The organism is Flavobacterium sp. 1, from assembly GCF_002797935.1.
Lineage (GTDB): Bacteria > Bacteroidota > Bacteroidia > Flavobacteriales > Flavobacteriaceae > Flavobacterium.
The window spans coordinates 154,471-169,762 of record NZ_PGER01000001.1 but is presented as its reverse complement, the minus strand read 5'-3'; the positions used below and the strand labels follow the sequence as shown (position 1 = coordinate 169,762).

18 protein-coding genes are annotated in these 15,292 nt (G+C 32.4%); 14 read left to right on the top strand and 4 right to left on the bottom strand.

Annotated features, from left to right (window positions below; genetic code table 11):
- Positions 1-41 precede the first annotated feature (41 nt).
- From CLU83_RS00790 to CLU83_RS00725, 14 genes are all read left to right on the top strand, one after another.
- Positions 42-1,766, top strand: a complete 1,725-nt coding sequence (locus tag CLU83_RS00790) for a tetratricopeptide repeat protein (RefSeq protein WP_100429862.1) — start codon at positions 42-44, stop codon at positions 1,764-1,766.
- Positions 1,767-1,775: 9 nt separating this feature from the next.
- Positions 1,776-2,444 carry a response regulator transcription factor gene (locus CLU83_RS00785; RefSeq protein WP_100429861.1) on the top strand — a complete coding sequence of 223 codons (669 nt, stop codon included), beginning with the start codon at positions 1,776-1,778 and terminating at the stop codon, positions 2,442-2,444.
- 177 nt (positions 2,445-2,621) lie between these two features.
- Positions 2,622-2,960 (top strand): YegP family protein, encoded by a 339-nt coding sequence (locus CLU83_RS00780; RefSeq protein ID WP_100429860.1) that lies wholly within the window; start codon positions 2,622-2,624, stop codon positions 2,958-2,960.
- Positions 2,961-2,972: 12 nt separating this feature from the next.
- Positions 2,973-4,025, top strand: coding sequence for a type I restriction endonuclease (locus CLU83_RS00775; protein ID WP_100429859.1), 1,053 nt, complete (start codon positions 2,973-2,975; stop codon positions 4,023-4,025).
- Between the two features lie 72 nt (positions 4,026-4,097).
- A complete protein-coding gene (locus CLU83_RS00770; protein WP_100429858.1) occupies positions 4,098-4,298 on the top strand; it encodes a hypothetical protein in 201 nt (66 codons plus the stop codon).
- A gap of 315 nt (positions 4,299-4,613) precedes the next feature.
- Positions 4,614-5,114 (top strand): SH3 domain-containing protein, encoded by a 501-nt coding sequence (locus tag CLU83_RS00760; RefSeq protein ID WP_100429856.1) that lies wholly within the window; start codon positions 4,614-4,616, stop codon positions 5,112-5,114.
- Between the two features lie 15 nt (positions 5,115-5,129).
- Positions 5,130-5,525, top strand: a complete 396-nt coding sequence (locus CLU83_RS00755) for a TerB family tellurite resistance protein (protein WP_100433564.1) — start codon at positions 5,130-5,132, stop codon at positions 5,523-5,525.
- A gap of 3 nt (positions 5,526-5,528) precedes the next feature.
- Positions 5,529-6,794, top strand: coding sequence for an ABC transporter permease (locus tag CLU83_RS00750; RefSeq protein WP_100429855.1), 1,266 nt, complete (start codon positions 5,529-5,531; stop codon positions 6,792-6,794).
- A 5-nt stretch (positions 6,795-6,799) separates the two neighbouring features.
- Positions 6,800-7,699, top strand: coding sequence for a hypothetical protein (locus tag CLU83_RS00745; protein ID WP_100429854.1), 900 nt, complete (start codon positions 6,800-6,802; stop codon positions 7,697-7,699).
- Between the two features lie 92 nt (positions 7,700-7,791).
- The gene (locus CLU83_RS00740; RefSeq protein WP_100429853.1) at positions 7,792-8,034 is read left to right on the top strand and encodes a hypothetical protein; all 243 of its coding nucleotides are present in this window, start codon (positions 7,792-7,794) and stop codon (positions 8,032-8,034) included.
- 47 nt (positions 8,035-8,081) lie between these two features.
- Positions 8,082-8,603: a helix-turn-helix domain-containing protein gene (locus tag CLU83_RS00735; RefSeq protein ID WP_100429852.1), complete on the top strand. Its 522-nt coding sequence runs from the start codon at positions 8,082-8,084 to the stop codon at positions 8,601-8,603.
- Positions 8,582-9,148 (top strand): IS630 family transposase, encoded by a 567-nt coding sequence (locus CLU83_RS00730; protein ID WP_100429851.1) that lies wholly within the window; start codon positions 8,582-8,584, stop codon positions 9,146-9,148. The genes CLU83_RS00735 and CLU83_RS00730 overlap by 22 nt, the downstream gene beginning before the upstream one ends.
- Positions 9,149-9,185: 37 nt before the next feature.
- Positions 9,186-9,362, top strand: a complete 177-nt coding sequence (locus tag CLU83_RS21975) for a hypothetical protein (RefSeq protein ID WP_157801959.1) — start codon at positions 9,186-9,188, stop codon at positions 9,360-9,362.
- A 73-nt stretch (positions 9,363-9,435) separates the two neighbouring features.
- On the top strand, positions 9,436-10,239 hold the full coding sequence (locus CLU83_RS00725; protein WP_100429850.1) for an endonuclease/exonuclease/phosphatase family protein: 804 nt from the start codon (positions 9,436-9,438) through the stop codon (positions 10,237-10,239).
- Between the two features lie 240 nt (positions 10,240-10,479).
- On the opposite strand, the gene CLU83_RS00720 is transcribed toward CLU83_RS00725, so the two are convergent.
- From CLU83_RS00720 to dnaB, 4 genes are all read right to left on the bottom strand, one after another.
- The gene (locus CLU83_RS00720) at positions 10,480-11,742 is read right to left on the bottom strand and encodes an asparagine synthetase B (RefSeq protein WP_100429849.1); all 1,263 of its coding nucleotides are present in this window, start codon (positions 11,740-11,742) and stop codon (positions 10,480-10,482) included.
- A gap of 97 nt (positions 11,743-11,839) precedes the next feature.
- Positions 11,840-12,505, bottom strand: coding sequence for a response regulator transcription factor (locus CLU83_RS00715; protein ID WP_100429848.1), 666 nt, complete (start codon positions 12,503-12,505; stop codon positions 11,840-11,842).
- Positions 12,506-12,508: 3 nt separating this feature from the next.
- Positions 12,509-13,180 (bottom strand): sensor histidine kinase, encoded by a 672-nt coding sequence (locus tag CLU83_RS00710; RefSeq protein ID WP_100429847.1) that lies wholly within the window; start codon positions 13,178-13,180, stop codon positions 12,509-12,511.
- Positions 13,181-13,739: 559 nt separating this feature from the next.
- Positions 13,740-15,287 (bottom strand): replicative DNA helicase, encoded by a 1,548-nt coding sequence (gene dnaB / locus CLU83_RS00705; protein ID WP_100429846.1) that lies wholly within the window; start codon positions 15,285-15,287, stop codon positions 13,740-13,742.
- Between the last annotated feature and the right edge of the window lie 5 nt (positions 15,288-15,292).

Genomic DNA, 15,292 nt, shown 5'->3' with positions numbered 1-15,292 from the left:
AAAATCATTACGGTTTTAATTAATTTGAGTATTTTCGGGGAATGATAACAAAAAAGTTACATTTCCCGAATTTTTATTTATCGCTTATAGTTCTATTGGCTCTATTTGGCTGCAATAAAAAATCGCATATAATTAAAAATGAAAAAAGTAATGCGGCATATCAAATCTACATTGACTATGCTGAAAAATATTTTGCAGATTCACAATACAACAGAGCCTTTTTTTATTATAATAAATCAAAACTAGCATGTAATCCATCTGAAGAGAAAGTAAAAATTATTTATTCCTTACTGAGAATGTCTGCTATTCAGCAAATACAAGGCGATTATGCGAACAGCGAAACCAGTGCGACAGAAGCAATATCATTTTTCAACAAAAAGACTGATAATCAATATAAAATTGCGATATATAATATTCTAGGCATTAACTATAAAAGCCTTTTTGATTACGAAAATGCCATTTATTATTACAATCAAGCTCTGAAAATTGCTGAAAATGAATTACAAAAAACAATACTTAAAAACAATATTGCTGTTATTTATATAGACAAGCAGAATTATGAAGATGCTATACAAATTCTTACCCCTTTACTATCTGTAAAAGAAGTTATAGAGAACAATGAAAATTACGCCCGCGTACTTGACAATCTAGGCTTCTCCTATTTCAAAACTGGAAATTCCAAAAAAGGTTTGGATTATATCAATCAGGCTCTAAAAATTAGGAAACAAATAAAGGATGATTTTGGACTAACTTCTTCCTACCAACACTTATCCGAGTTTTATGATCAGACCAATCCTGTTTTATCATGCCATTATGCCCAATTATCCTATGCAAAAGCCACCAAAGTAAATAATGTAAATGATCGTTTGAAATCTTTGAAGCAATTAATTAAAAACAGTACTGGCAATCAATCCAAAAAATTCACAGAAATCTACTTCCGCATCAATGACAGCCTCAATAAAGCTACTCAAAAAGCAAAAAATCAATTTGCAAAAATCAAATACGATTCAACAAAAGAAAAAAATGAAAACCTAGTTCTAAAAGCCCAAAAAGCAGAGAATGCCTTAGAACTGGAACGGCAGAAAAACAAAAATTATGTTTCCTATTTTTTTATCTTCTTAGGAATTATAACTGCCACATTCTATTACTATTATTGGCAAAAGAAAAATAAAAAGGAAAAACAAAAAGCAGTTTATGAAAGTGAAACCCGAATATCCAAAAAACTGCATGACGAATTAGCCAATGATGTTTACCAAACAATGGCTTTTGCAGAAACCCAGGATTTACAAAATCCAATAAAAAAAGAAACGCTACTAGGCAGTCTGGATAAAATATATGCTTTAACCCGAAACATATCAAGAGAAAACAGTAAAATAGAAATGGGTGCCAGGTTTGAAGAAGAACTAAAAGAAATGCTGTCGGGTTACAATAACGATCATGTAAAAATAATTATTAAAGATAATGGCGATATCAATTGGCAAAAAATCGAACCCGAAAAAAAAATTGCCCTGCACAGAGTATTACAGGAATTGATGGTCAACATGAAAAAACACAGTCAGTGTTCTTTTGCTGTTATCAGTTTTGATTCGAATGAAAAACACATTGAAATCAATTATTCTGACGATGGAGTTGGAATAAAAGATTCCTTAATTTTAAAAAACGGACTCTCCAATGTGGAAAACCGTATTCATACCATCAATGGAACTATTATTTTTGACTCAGAAACCACTAAAGGTTTTAAGGTTAAAATAGCAATCCCTAAATAATTACTAATTATGTTCAAAAAAGTTTTGATAGTAGATGACATCGATTTTAATGATATTGCGGCAGTACAGGTTCTTGAAGAACTTGAAGTTCCCGAAATTGCTTTTGCAAAATATTGTGATGACGCTTTGCTAAAAATTAAAAAAGGCTATAAAGACAACGAACCCTATGAATTATTGATCTCCGATTTGTCGTTTAAAATCGATTACAGAAAAAATACCCTCAACTCTGGCGAGGAATTAATAGCAGCAGTAAAACAATTATTTCCTGAAATAAAAATAATTGCCTTTTCTATCGAAGACAAATCCTATCGCATAAAATCGCTTTTTGACAAATACAGCATCAATGGATTTGTCATGAAAGGCCGAAACAGTATTCCGGAGCTCAAGAAAGCGGTTGAAGTGGTTTACAAAGACACTCAAAAATACTTATCTCCAGAATTGAGCAATATTTTGCAAGACAAGACTATCAATGAAATAGACAATTATGACATCCAACTGATTAAATATCTTTCTATTGGCGTGACTCAGGAAAATATGGAAGCCACATTTAAAGAAGCTGGAATTTCTCCTAACAGTAAAAGCACCATCGAAAAACGCCTCAATAAACTCAAAATATACTTCAAGGCAAACAATCCAACTCATCTTGTGGCTATTGCCAAAGATTTAGGATTGATTTAAGCAAAACTCTTTATTATTGACCTAACAGATTTTACGGAATCTGTTAGGTCTTTTTATTTTATTCACAATCCCTTTTTTTGAAGTAAAATATTTTGCCTCTTTACGGATTACCGTAAGGAATTGATTTTTAATGGTTTTAAGTTTGAATAATTATTAATCAAATAAAAAAACCAATTCATGAAATTTCCAAAATTTATCATTAAAAAAAGCACTAACGATCAATTCTATTTTAATCTATGGTCAAAAGATATAGCTATTGTTTTAAAAAGTGAAATGTACACTACAAAACAAAATTGCAAAAACGGAATTGAGTCCGTAAAAACAAATGCTCCTTTGGATAAAAATTACGACAGAAAAACATCTGACAACTCCAAATATTATTTTGTCCTAAAATCTCAAAATAATGGTCAAGTGATTGGAACCAGCAATATGTACCCGAACGTATCCGATAGAGATACTGCAATTGAAAGAGTCAAAATTGATGCTCCAATAGCCGAAACTGAAGATTTATCTTAATTCATAAAACCTATGGAATTCTCTACCCAACTGAAATCTTTAGCTGATAAAATTAATCAGCTGAAAGATAAAATTGAAACCGAAGAATCAACAAAACATGCTTTTGTGCTTCCTTTTATCAACATCTTAGGCTACGACACTTTCAATCCAACCGAAGTAGTACCCGAATTCACAGCCGATATTGGTCTCAAGAAAGGCGAGAAAGTTGATTATGCCATTATTCAAGATGGAGCTCCAATCCTGATTATCGAATGCAAAAATTGGAAGGAGAAATTATCCGTTCATAATTCGCAATTGTTTCGCTATTTCCATGTAACCAAAACCCGTTTTGCTCTTTTAACCAATGGGATTACCTATCAGTTTTTCACAGATTTGGACGAGAAAAACAAAATGGATGCAAAACCATTTCTGGAATTCGAAATCACTTCACTAAAAGACAATGTGATTAATGAAATTGCAAAATTCCACAAATCCAGTTTTGATGTCAATCATATTGTAAGCAATGCCAGTTCCTTAAAATACATACAGGAAATCAAAAAACAGATTAATGATGAATTGTCCAATCCGTCCAATGAATTTGTAAAACTGTTTGCTAATAAAGTCTATTCAGGCCGATTGACTGAAAAAGTGATGGATGAATTTAAAGATTTGGTTCAAAAAGGTTTCAATCAATTCATTAGTGACAAAATAAATGACCGACTCAAAGCCGCTCTCACTAAAGAATCCTTACAACAAGAAGAACAAATTGAATCTGCAACAGAAGAAAGCAAAATTTGCACCAGCGAAGAAGAACTTGAAGCCTTTAGAATTGTAGTGGCTATTTTGAGGCGAAAACTTCCAACCAGCAGAATTGTTTCCCGCGACACGCAATCCTATTTTGGAATTTTATTAGACGATAACAATCGAAAACCATTGTGCAGACTACACCTCAACAACGGCAAAAAATACATCGGGCTTTTCAATACTGATAAAAGCGAAATTCGCCAATCGATTCAGACCATTGATGATATTTATTTATTTGAGAAAGAGTTGTTGGAGACGGTGGGAGGATATGAAAAAGATTGAAAAATATCTATTTAAAAAAGGAAATAGCCGAAAATCCTATAAAGAGTAGGCAACTATTTAAAAATTAAAGCTATGAAAACCTATTATGTAAACAACAAAGCACAATCAAACGGAGATCATGAAGTCCATACTAGCGATTGCATTTATATTCCTTCGGATAAAAAATACTTAGGACAATTTTCAAATTGTGATGATGCTGTTAAAGAGGCGAAGAAAACATATACAAAAACCAATGGCTGTTATACTTGTTCAAATGCTTGCCATACAAGTTGAAAAATCATGGGATTAAGCTTTAGAAAAAGAGTTAACCTAGGCGGTGGTTTAGGGTTAAACATTAGCAAATCGGGCATTTCTCCAAGTATTCGAACCAAAGCAGGCACTATAAGTAACAAAGGTTTTTCGGTTAGAACCGGTGTCTCTGGTGTTTCTTATAGAAAAAATTTTAGTACAGCGAAAAATAGTGGATGCATGATGCTTTTAACTGTACTAGGAATATTGATTCTATTAATAATATCAATTTAGAAAAGTTGCAATAAAATAATTCCCGTGAAACTGCGTAAAAGAATCTGATCAAGTAAATAATAAATTATGAAAACACTTTGCATATTAATACTCACGATGCTAACTTTTTATTTTTCTGATACATCAGAAAAGAAAATAACTTCTAAATATAATTGCACAAAAATTGTTAAAAATGGAGGAAGATGCACTGGTTCAGTATACTGTTCTGCCTGCAGTAATTGTTCAAGATGTGCTCACTGCTCTAATGGTGGCACTTGTGGAGTTTGTAGTAGTTCATCTTCAAATAGTTCTTATACAACTCCAAAACCTAAGAGAAAAACAAAAACTTCAACTTATTATTACGAACCTGTTCAAGAGACAAAAGTTTATTATGAAAATGAATCCATAACTATTTATTCAGAAACAATTAACCTTAGAGAAAAACCCAGTACTAAATCTATAATTCTAGAAAAACTAAGTTATGGTGATACAGTTGTTTTTATTGAAAAAACTGGAGAATGGTCAAAAATAAAAGTTGAAGAAACAGGAACTATTGGGTTTGTCTTTTCTAAACTATTAAATTTTTAAAACATGAATGAATCAATGATAACACTAGAATTAAAAAGTCATTTTCTTCGATTATATCAAATGGCTTTAGCAGATGACAACTTTGATGTTTTGGAACTTCAAATGTTATATCAATTTGCTGATGAAAGAGGAATCCCCAAAGAAGAGTTAGATAGATTATTCTTAAATCCGATAAATAGTGATTTAAGTATTCCAAATGATTTAAATACAAGGATTGAATATTTATACGACTTGACTAGAATTATTTGGGCTGATGGTCATATCACTATTGATGAAATGAACACTCTAAAAAAGTATTGCAAGAAATTTGAATTCCTGGAAGAGAACATAGATGAATTAGCTAATTACCTGATTGATTGCGTTCAAAAAGGAATTGGCAAACAGGAAATTATTAATCAATTAAATTCTTAATTTATGAAATCACTGCAACAAATATTCAGTTTAAAAAAAGTTGAAGAACCGCAATCAAACTCTTTTGAAGAAAACGAGGAAGACAGAGAGCAAATCCGAATAACTTACTACCAAAGTGGTTTTGCCGCTTCAGTTAGAGCAACAGGCAGACCTATTGTTTTAAGAGCATGCCTGCAAAATTTATTCAGCAGTTTTGAAGACCAATGTCGAAAACAAATTTTAGAACAAGAAAGATTAAAACAACCCTACAAAGAGGAACAAGAAAAGAACAAAACCGAACTTAAAAAAAGTGAAACTGCAATCGCTATTTATGAACAAAAAGAATCTGAATTTAATAGCATAATAGACAATATCCAGCAAGAAATTGTTGATGTAAAAGTCAATCCAAAAAAATATATCGATGATGGTAAAGGTCAAAAAGCACAATTCTATGTTGGTTTAATTCTAATACTTCCAATAACACTTTATTTATTAGTCTTTTATATCTCGGCATCTTACTCGGCATTCTTCAAAGAATTTTCAGACGATAGCTTAACCGCTGCCATTTTTGATGCCGATGCTCTCACAAATTCATTCAAAGCAAGCTGGTTAGAAGGCGTTTTAGTTATTACTATTCCGTTTGTATTTATGGGACTGGGATATATAATTCATATGGTTCAAAAAGGTAAAGGAATAAAAAACACTTTTAGAATGATTGCTCTATTTGCTATTACTTTCTTATTTGATGGATTATTGGCTTATATCATTGAGAAAAAAATATACGATTTCAATAAAACACCAGATTCTCCAACTTATAATTTAAGAATTGCATTAGAACAAGCAGAATTTTGGATGATAATTTTTGCAGGTTTTGTAGTGTATATTATTTGGGGGCTGGTATTTGACTTTGTAATGAAAGAACATGAGAATATGGATAAAATCAGAGTATTCATTCGTGGAAAAAAAGAAGAATTAGCCAATTTAGGAAAAGTCAAATTAGAGAACTCAAATAAGCTAAATGATTTCAAACAAAAAGTTGTAAGCATTAATGGCACAATCAGAGAATTACAATCTAAAATAGACGGATTTGTTTTTCCTGTCAAAGAATATCTTAATTATCATCATCAATACAAAGAAGGATGGTATCAGGCAATTGGAACTGAAATTGCATTGCCGCACAGAGAAAAAGAAGAATTATTAGTGAGTTGTGAATCTACTTCGGTAGAACATCTGAAACAGCTAAATCTTATTGATCCAGATTTCCAACACTTAGTATATTCTAAAAACTAGACATTATGAAACTAAATATTAAGCTAACAATCATGTTATTATTTACCGTTTTGGCTTTTTCTTGCAAAAATGAAGAAAAAGGAGAAGATAACAATACTGCAAAAACAAAAGATGTTTCTGAAAATTTAAACATCAGTTTGCTGCTTGATTTATCAGATAGAATCAGTCCAACGAAATATCCCAATCCAACAATGGAATATTACCTTAGAGATGTTGGCTTCATCAATTCAGTTTCTGAAGCTTTTACAGAACATGTTCGAAGCAAAAAAGTAATAAGAGCGCATGATAAAATTCAGTTGTTTTTTGACCCAACTCCACTTAATCCAGAGATAAACAAAATTTCAAAAGAATTAAAAATTGAAATTAACAAAGCAAATGATTCAAAAGAATTGATAAAAAACATCAAATCAATTTATGCAAATTACCCTTTAAAAATATACAATCTTGCAATTAAAGATGGGAATTATATTGGTTCTGATATATGGAGATTCTTTAAGACAAAAATTAATGATTATTGTGTAGAAAAAGAATATCGAAATATTCTTGTGATATTAACCGATGGCTATATCTTTTACAAAGACACTCAAATGAAAGAGGAAAATTTCACAACATATCTTACCCCTGAATCAATAAAAAGCAACAAATTAAATAGCTCCGAATGGAATAAAAAAATAATAAAACAAAAATTAGGCTTTTTGAAAGCTAATAATGATTTATCGAATCTCGAAATTTTTGTATTAGGGATTAACCCAAATCCAAAAAATCCTTACGAAGAAGATGTGATAAAAACCTATTGGACAAATTGGTTCCAATCTATGAAAGTAAAAAGATTCAAAATAAGAAATGCTGATTTACCTTCTAATATGGATAAAATTATAAAGGATTTTATATCCAAAAAAGATTAATTTATGAGAATATAAAGTCTTTTATATCTATCATTTACGGTTTCCAACATGGAACTAATACATTATGCCTTTAGATTTGAAACAAAATCACTATGATTAAAAAACTACTTTTCATCCTATTTTCATTCTGGCTGCTAACTTCCTGTAAAAAAGAACCTCAAAAACTAAAACCGCAATCGTTCTACAAAGCAGTTATCACTCCAGATGACATCAAAACCATTACGCCCGAAGAAGCCAAGACCTATCATAAAGACATTCATTATCATTATGAATACCGCACTGGAACCTCTGGCAATTATATTACCAAACAAAAATATAATAAATACCAATTTTGATAATTGTTTTTTTTAGATTACATTTGGACTATATTATAACAGTGATCATGGCACATCCAAAAATTTTGGTAATTAAGGAAACTGAAAAAGAGATTAAAAATCTACTTAAGCAATCTATTCCATTTATTGGACAACGCTTGAGAGTACTTTTAATTTTGAAGCAAAATGAAGAAACAGGGATTTCTAGACGTGAAGTTGCTAAATTAGCAGGGGTTGACCCAAACAGTGTTCAGAAATGGCGGACATTATACCTCAATTCTGGAATTGATGGTTTGATTAAACATGGAAAAACAGGCTTCAAGCCATCTGTTTTTAATGCTGCTGAACACACGATGTTGGAAACAAAACTCAATAACCCTCAAAATGGGCTTCAAGGTTATGTAGAATTAAAAGATTGGATTGAAAAAGAAACTGGAAAAAGCTTTAATTACAACACCTTGCTTTATTACTGCATCAGAAATTTTAAATCAAGTGTAAAAGTTGCCCGCAAAAGTCATGTCAAAAAAGATGAAGACCTAGGAAGCTCTTTTAAAAAGACTTCGGAAGAATCTGTCAAGAAACAGCACTAAATGCTGTAGGCGATTTTAGCTCTGTAAATTTATATTTTCAAGATGAGTCACGTTTTGGCTTATTTACTCGAAATGGAAAATCAGTTACTGCAATTAGGGTTAAACCAATTTGCACTTTCCAACAAGTTTTTAAATCAACATGGCTTTCTGGGGCTTTTTCGCCCATAACAGGGGATCATTTTCAATTAATACTTCCACATTGCAACACTGATAATTTTCAAATTTTTCTAAATAATTTTTCAAAAGAAAACCCCAAAGAACTCAAAATAATGGTATTGGATAATGGGCGATTCCATAAGGCTAAAAGATTGATCGTTCCAGAAAATATTGTTTTGGTTTTCCTGCCACCATATAGCCCGGAACTTAATCCAGCCGAAAAAATGTGGGCAAAATACAAAAGAGAATTTTCTAATAAATTTTATAATTCAATCGAAGATGTAGAAGATTTCATTATTACTGCAGTTAAAAACACAAGTAAAAAAGAGGTAATGAGTATCTGTGGTTATGCCTACGTCTTTTTAGATCAAATTTGGTCTAAAAATTAAATGCGTTTGGTATAAATACAACTATGAGGTAAATGGTTTGGATCAAGAAGGAGACTCAGTATCGGGTGCTATCAATGTAAAAGGCAAATACGGCGCAGGCATAATCATCAACAGAGATAAAGAAACCATCGATATTCATGTAGAATGGATTGATTATGGCAAACTAAAAGGCACAGACGAAGAGGGCAATATTTATAAACTGGAAGTAAATTAAAAAGAATTCTTTGTGACTGAGAAGGCTTATAATTCCTTTTGCAATCTTTATATTTGGGCAATAATTCCAATCCATGAACAAAATATTCTGTTTTCTTTTTTTACTTTTTTTCACCTCCTTTTATTCCCAAACCAAACTCCTTTCCTGGAATCTTGAAAATTTTGGAAAATCCAAATCCTATCAAGAAATTGTATTTATTGCCAATACTGTAAAAGACTATGATATTGTGACGATTCAAGAAGTAGTCGCGGGAAACGGAGGAGCACAGGCTGTTGCAAAACTTGCCGATGAACTCAATCGAAAAGGTGCAAAATGGGATTATCGAATAAGTGACCCCACCTCCAGCACTGCTTATAAAACCGAACGCTATGCTTTTCTCTGGAAAACGAGTGCCGTGAAACTAAAAGGTAAACCTTGGCTGGAACAGCAATACCATTTGGAAATAGACCGCGAACCTTATTTTGCCACTTTTGAAATCAAAGGAAAATCTATTACTATTGCCTCCTTTCACGCCATAACCAAAAATAAACAGCCCGAAACCGAGATTAAATATTTTAAGCTTCTGCCACAAGTCTATCCCAATTTAAATTTACTGTTTGCGGGAGATTTCAATTGTCCGCAGTCGCATTCGGTTTTTACGCCTTTAAAGCAAATGGGCTTTGCCCCTATTTTGAAAAATCAAAAGACATCATTAAAAATGAAATGCAAAGGTTCCAATTGTTTGGCCTCTGAGTATGACAATATATTTTATAAAACCAGTTCCATAAACTATATAAAATCGGATGCAGTCTTATTTTATGAGAAATTCATTTCCTTAAAAGAAGCCCGAAAAATATCCGACCATCTTCCTATTTGGTTTGAATTTTCTATGAATTAATGAAATACGCTTAAAAAACAATATGACTGTCCGCAAAGAGTACCATGTATATTTTTTTGCCACTGATTAAAAAGATTCTCACAGATTTAATTACACTTTTTAAAAAAATCTGTGTAAATCTTTTTAATCTGTGGCTAATTCTATCTGTTTGGTATTAGTTGCAGATAATTCTAAAAAACAAACAAGTTAATAGCAAGTAGCTAAAAGCTAATGACTAAGAACTAATGGCTAATCACTTTTTTACGTTTTTTGTTTTTTCTTTCTTGCAGCTGGGAAGAGCACATTATTTAAAATTAATCGATAGCCTGGAGAATTGGGATGCAAATCCAAGACTGTCGCAGGATCTCCCACTTGATGCTGGTAATCTTCGGGATCGTGGCCTCCGTAAAAAGTAAACATTCCTTTTCCTTTTTCGCCATGTATATAACGTGCTTCACCATCCAGTTCACAAGTTCCCATTACTAACACATTCGATTTTACAAATTCGGAATCAAAAGCTGTGGTTTGTCCCATAAATCCTTTGATTAACTGCGTATGGTTTTGGCATAGCATACTTGGAATAAAATCCCATTTGGCCGAATATTCCATCAAAGTAAAATAATCTTTATCCATTGGAATTCTTCTTTTCGAAGTCATATCGATGTTCGAAAATTCATATTCCTCTGGTTTTCGTTCCAAAGTAAAATTTTTGAAAGCAAAAGTATTACTGAAATTCAGTTTAGACTGATAATTGGCTTCACTTGGATCTCCGTCAAACATGGATTCGCAAATATCAATTCCATCTGCCGCCAAAGCAATATCAAAACTGTCTGTTGCCGAACACATAGCAAATAAAAAACCGCCACCTATGACAAAATCTCTAATTTTTTTGGCAACAGCTCCTTTTTCCTGAGATACTTTTTCATACCCTAACTTTTTAGCCAAAGCTTCAGCATCTCTTTTTTGATCAATATACCAAGGAACATTTTTGTAGGCTCCATAAAATTTACCGTATTGCCCTGTATAATCTTCGTGATGCAGATGCAGCCAATCATACATTACTAATTGGTCACTTAGTACTTCTTCATCGTAGATAGGCGTAAAAGGAATTTCGGCATAAGTCAAAACCAGGGTTACTGCATCGTCCCATGGCTGTTTGCCTTTTGGGGTATAAACGGCAACTTTTGGGGCTTTTTCCAGAATAACGGTCTCCATGTTTTGGGACGGGCTGGAAATTTCATTCAGTATTGCGGTTTCTTCTGCATCTGAAAGCACTTCAAAACTTACACCCCGAATTTGGCATTCTTTTCTAATTTCTTCGGCATCGGGCAATAAAAAAGAGCCTCCGCGGTAATTAAGCAGCCAGCTTGCTTTATACTCTTTAGCTAAACACCAATAGGTAATTCCGTATGCTTTAAGATGATTTTGCTGCGTGGTTTCATCCATTGGCAGCAAAATAAAAGATGCTCTGGAAGAAATCGACACTAGAAAAATAAATGTAAAAAAAAGTATTTTGCGTATCATTCTAAAACTATTTTAAAACAAAGATAATGGTAAGCAATTAAAGAACTTATTTTATCTTTTATAATAATGCAAAATAAAACTTTTTCATACACTTCTATTATATATCCAAAGAAACTAATTCATGCTGTATGGCAAAAACAACCAATCCAGCAATGTTTTTGGACTCCGTTTTCAGCAGTAAGTTATTTCTATGCCCTTCGACTGTTCTTGGGCTTATGAATAATTTTTCGCCAATTTCTACAGTGCTTTTTTGTTTGCAGATGAGCTGTAAAACTTCCAGTTCCCGAGAAGTGATAAAATTAGAATCAAAACTGCATTTGGTTTTTTTATTGGTAACAATATCTTTCTGAATAATATTCAAAACATAATCTGAATAATAAAACCCTTTTTCAGCTACTTCATTGATAGTCGCAAACAATTCCTGCGGCGTTGTATTCTTTACCAAATAGGAGACAGCACCCACATCGATCATGTTTGCTATAAATGATTTTGAATCATAGCTGGTTAATGCGATAATTTTTATATCCGGATAATCTCTGCGGATAATCTTTGTCGCTTCAATTCCATTAAGGAAGGGCATTTTCAAATCCATGACTATAATATCAGGCTTGGAATTGTCTCCTTTTAAAAACTCCATCAGTTCCAGACCGTTTGAAGCTTCAAAAAGGACTTCAATATTTTTTTCTCGAGTCAATAAAAAAGAAATCCCTTTTCGAAAAAGTACTTCATCATCAACTAAAATCATTTTTAATGCTTTGTCCATAATTTAAAAATTAAAAAAAACCGAAATCCCTTCATTCATTTGTGATTCAATCGTGAGGTCTCCACCCAGAATTGCTACTCTGCCTGACACATTTTTCATTCCTAACCCTTCGTGGCCTTGCAGCTGATTCAAATCAAAACCAATCCCATTATCCGAATAATTACAGGTTTTTACCCCATCAATTTCATTAAAAGAAATCGATATTGAAGTTGCTTTTCCATGTTGAATTGAATTAGCAAGCAATTCCTGTAAAATTCTAAAAACATGAATATTCTTTTCATTGTCTTTAAAATCAAACTTTACATTATTTACATATTGAATATCTACAGTTTTGGCATCAATTAATTCAGAACATAATTCCTCAATTCCTGCATGAAGACCAAACTTTTCTAAAACCGGAGGAAGCAGACTATGAGTCAGTTTTTTAGAGCTTATCAATGCCTTCGAAGTATATTCTATAATATTTTTGGTTATTTCTTCAATATCCTTTTGAGATAAATTTGGAATTTTTAACAAATGACAATTTAGAGAAATCACATTTAACTTTGAGCCCAGATCATCGTGCAAGTCTTGAGTAATTCGTTTTCTATCCATTTCCAGCGTACGAACTGCTGCCGATAATTGATTTTGGCATTGGGAAATATTAAACCCTTGAAGCACCATTCTTTTTCCCATATTTGTTTAGGTTTAACTAATAAAATAATTACTCTCCTTGAATAACAGTTTGGCTCAATAAATAAAAATAATTCTATTTACATATCTGATTAAAAAAATCAGATATAATTTACAATTACATATAACAAATATACATAGTAGTTAGTAATTTTCCTAATAAAAAACACAAAAATAATATTTATTCAACACTCAATCTATTTATATATAAATAATTAAAAAAATAATTCTCTTAAAAATTAAATTCTATTTAGGCTTTGAAGCAATTAAAACCCTCGGGCAAAAAAACCTTTTTATACTAATTTATACCATTTGGAAATATAAAATAGTTTTTGTTTAACCTCAACCCAACCCTCTCCAAAGGAGAGGGAGATAGAATTAGATTATTTTATATTTCTAAATGGTATTATTAGTCCAAAGTGTGCTTTCAAATATTTTATTGAGAATACACGAGTCAAAAAAAAAACAGCTGCAAAATTAATTTTACAGCTGTTTAATCTAAATTTACTTATCAAATTAATTGAGAATGTTTTCTTTTCAAAAATCAGATCCTCATTACATTTTAAAAAGGAACATCGCCATCATCATCGTCATCATTATTAAAATTGCTTCCAAAAGCTTCATTCGCCGATGGAAGATTTTTGGTAATAAATGGACTTTCATCATGATTCATGCTTGAAGGTAAATCATCATATCCGCCACTATAATCTTCTAAATTATCAAAACGCCCTAAATGCCCAATAAATTTCAGACGAACGTTTTCGATACCGCCATTTCTGTGTTTGGCAATCATAATTTCAGCCTGACCGGCTGTTGGAGATGCTTCTTCATCATCCCATTCATCAATTTTATAATATTCAGGACGGTATAAAAAAGAAACAATATCAGCATCCTGCTCAATCGCTCCAGATTCACGAAGATCCGACAGCAAAGGCCTTTTGCTCGAACCACGCGTTTCTACAGCACGCGATAACTGTGACAGTGCAATTACAGGAACATTTAATTCCTTTGCCAGTGCTTTTAAATTTCGGGAGATCGTCGAGATTTCCTGCTCTCTGTTTCCTCCGCCTTTTCCATTACCGCCGGCAGTCATCAGCTGCAAATAATCGATAATAATAATCTTGATACCATGCTGCGATACTAAACGTCTAGCTTTTGCACGTAAATCAAAAATAGATAACGATGGAGTATCATCAATAAAAAGTGGGGCCTTTTCTAAATTCTTTACTTTGGTACTCAGCTGTTCCCACTCATGTTTCTCTAATTTTCCGGTACGCAGTTTCTCCGAAGATAATCCCGTTTCGGATGAAATCAGTCTGGTAATCAGCTGTACCGATGCCATCTCTAACGAAAACAAAGCCACAGGATGCCCAAAATCGATAGCTATATTTCTGGCCATAGATAAAATAAAGGCTGTTTTTCCCATCGCAGGTCTCGCCGCAATAATAATTAAATCACTTGGCTGCCATCCAGAAGTTAATTTATCCAGTTTATCAAAACCAGTCGCTACACCAGAAAGTCCTTCCTGTCCTGCAATTTCTTCAATACGTTTTTTTGCCTGCAGTACTAAACTTTGAGCGGTTTCGGAACTACGTTTGATATTTCCTTGAGTAACTTCATAGAGCTTGGATTCGGCCTGATCTAATAAATCAAAAACATCGGTAGTTTCATCATAGGAAGCTTCAATAATTTCAGATGAAATTCTAATCAAGCTTCGCTGAATAAACTTCTGAAGAATAATTCTAGAGTGAAATTCGATGTGAGCCGATGATGAAATCTTCTGCGTAAGCTGAATAAGATAAAAATCACCTCCGGCAAGATCTAATTTTGCATTCTTACGAAGCTGAGCCGAAACGGTCAATAAATCGATTGGCTGCGTATCGTTGAATAATTGTATAATAGCTTCAAAAATATATTTGTGTGCATCTTTATAAAACGCGTCAGGCTGCAGGATATCAATTACCTCATCTACACCTTTTTTATCAATCATCATAGCCCCAAGAACAGCTTCTTCTAAATCTAATGCCTGTGGGGGTAATTTTCCTTTTTCTAGATTTATAATAGTTGTTTTGTCCACTTTAATCGGACTCATATTTTTGAAATTTTCCATATAGC

Coding starts and splice junctions, on each gene's coding strand:
- CLU83_RS00790 (WP_100429862.1), top strand. CDS start 42: ATGATAACAAAAAAGTTACATTTCCCGAATTTTTATTTATCGCTTATA.
- CLU83_RS00785 (WP_100429861.1), top strand. CDS start 1,776: ATGTTCAAAAAAGTTTTGATAGTAGATGACATCGATTTTAATGATATT.
- CLU83_RS00780 (WP_100429860.1), top strand. CDS start 2,622: ATGAAATTTCCAAAATTTATCATTAAAAAAAGCACTAACGATCAATTC.
- CLU83_RS00775 (WP_100429859.1), top strand. CDS start 2,973: ATGGAATTCTCTACCCAACTGAAATCTTTAGCTGATAAAATTAATCAG.
- CLU83_RS00770 (WP_100429858.1), top strand. CDS start 4,098: ATGAAAACCTATTATGTAAACAACAAAGCACAATCAAACGGAGATCAT.
- CLU83_RS00760 (WP_100429856.1), top strand. CDS start 4,614: ATGAAAACACTTTGCATATTAATACTCACGATGCTAACTTTTTATTTT.
- CLU83_RS00755 (WP_100433564.1), top strand. CDS start 5,130: ATGATAACACTAGAATTAAAAAGTCATTTTCTTCGATTATATCAAATG.
- CLU83_RS00750 (WP_100429855.1), top strand. CDS start 5,529: ATGAAATCACTGCAACAAATATTCAGTTTAAAAAAAGTTGAAGAACCG.
- CLU83_RS00745 (WP_100429854.1), top strand. CDS start 6,800: ATGAAACTAAATATTAAGCTAACAATCATGTTATTATTTACCGTTTTG.
- CLU83_RS00740 (WP_100429853.1), top strand. CDS start 7,792: ATGATTAAAAAACTACTTTTCATCCTATTTTCATTCTGGCTGCTAACT.
- CLU83_RS00735 (WP_100429852.1), top strand. CDS start 8,082: ATGGCACATCCAAAAATTTTGGTAATTAAGGAAACTGAAAAAGAGATT.
- CLU83_RS00725 (WP_100429850.1), top strand. CDS start 9,436: ATGAACAAAATATTCTGTTTTCTTTTTTTACTTTTTTTCACCTCCTTT.
- CLU83_RS00720 (WP_100429849.1), bottom strand. CDS start 11,742: ATGATACGCAAAATACTTTTTTTTACATTTATTTTTCTAGTGTCGATT.
- CLU83_RS00715 (WP_100429848.1), bottom strand. CDS start 12,505: ATGGACAAAGCATTAAAAATGATTTTAGTTGATGATGAAGTACTTTTT.
- CLU83_RS00710 (WP_100429847.1), bottom strand. CDS start 13,180: ATGGGAAAAAGAATGGTGCTTCAAGGGTTTAATATTTCCCAATGCCAA.
- dnaB (WP_100429846.1), bottom strand. CDS start 15,287: ATGGAAAATTTCAAAAATATGAGTCCGATTAAAGTGGACAAAACAACT.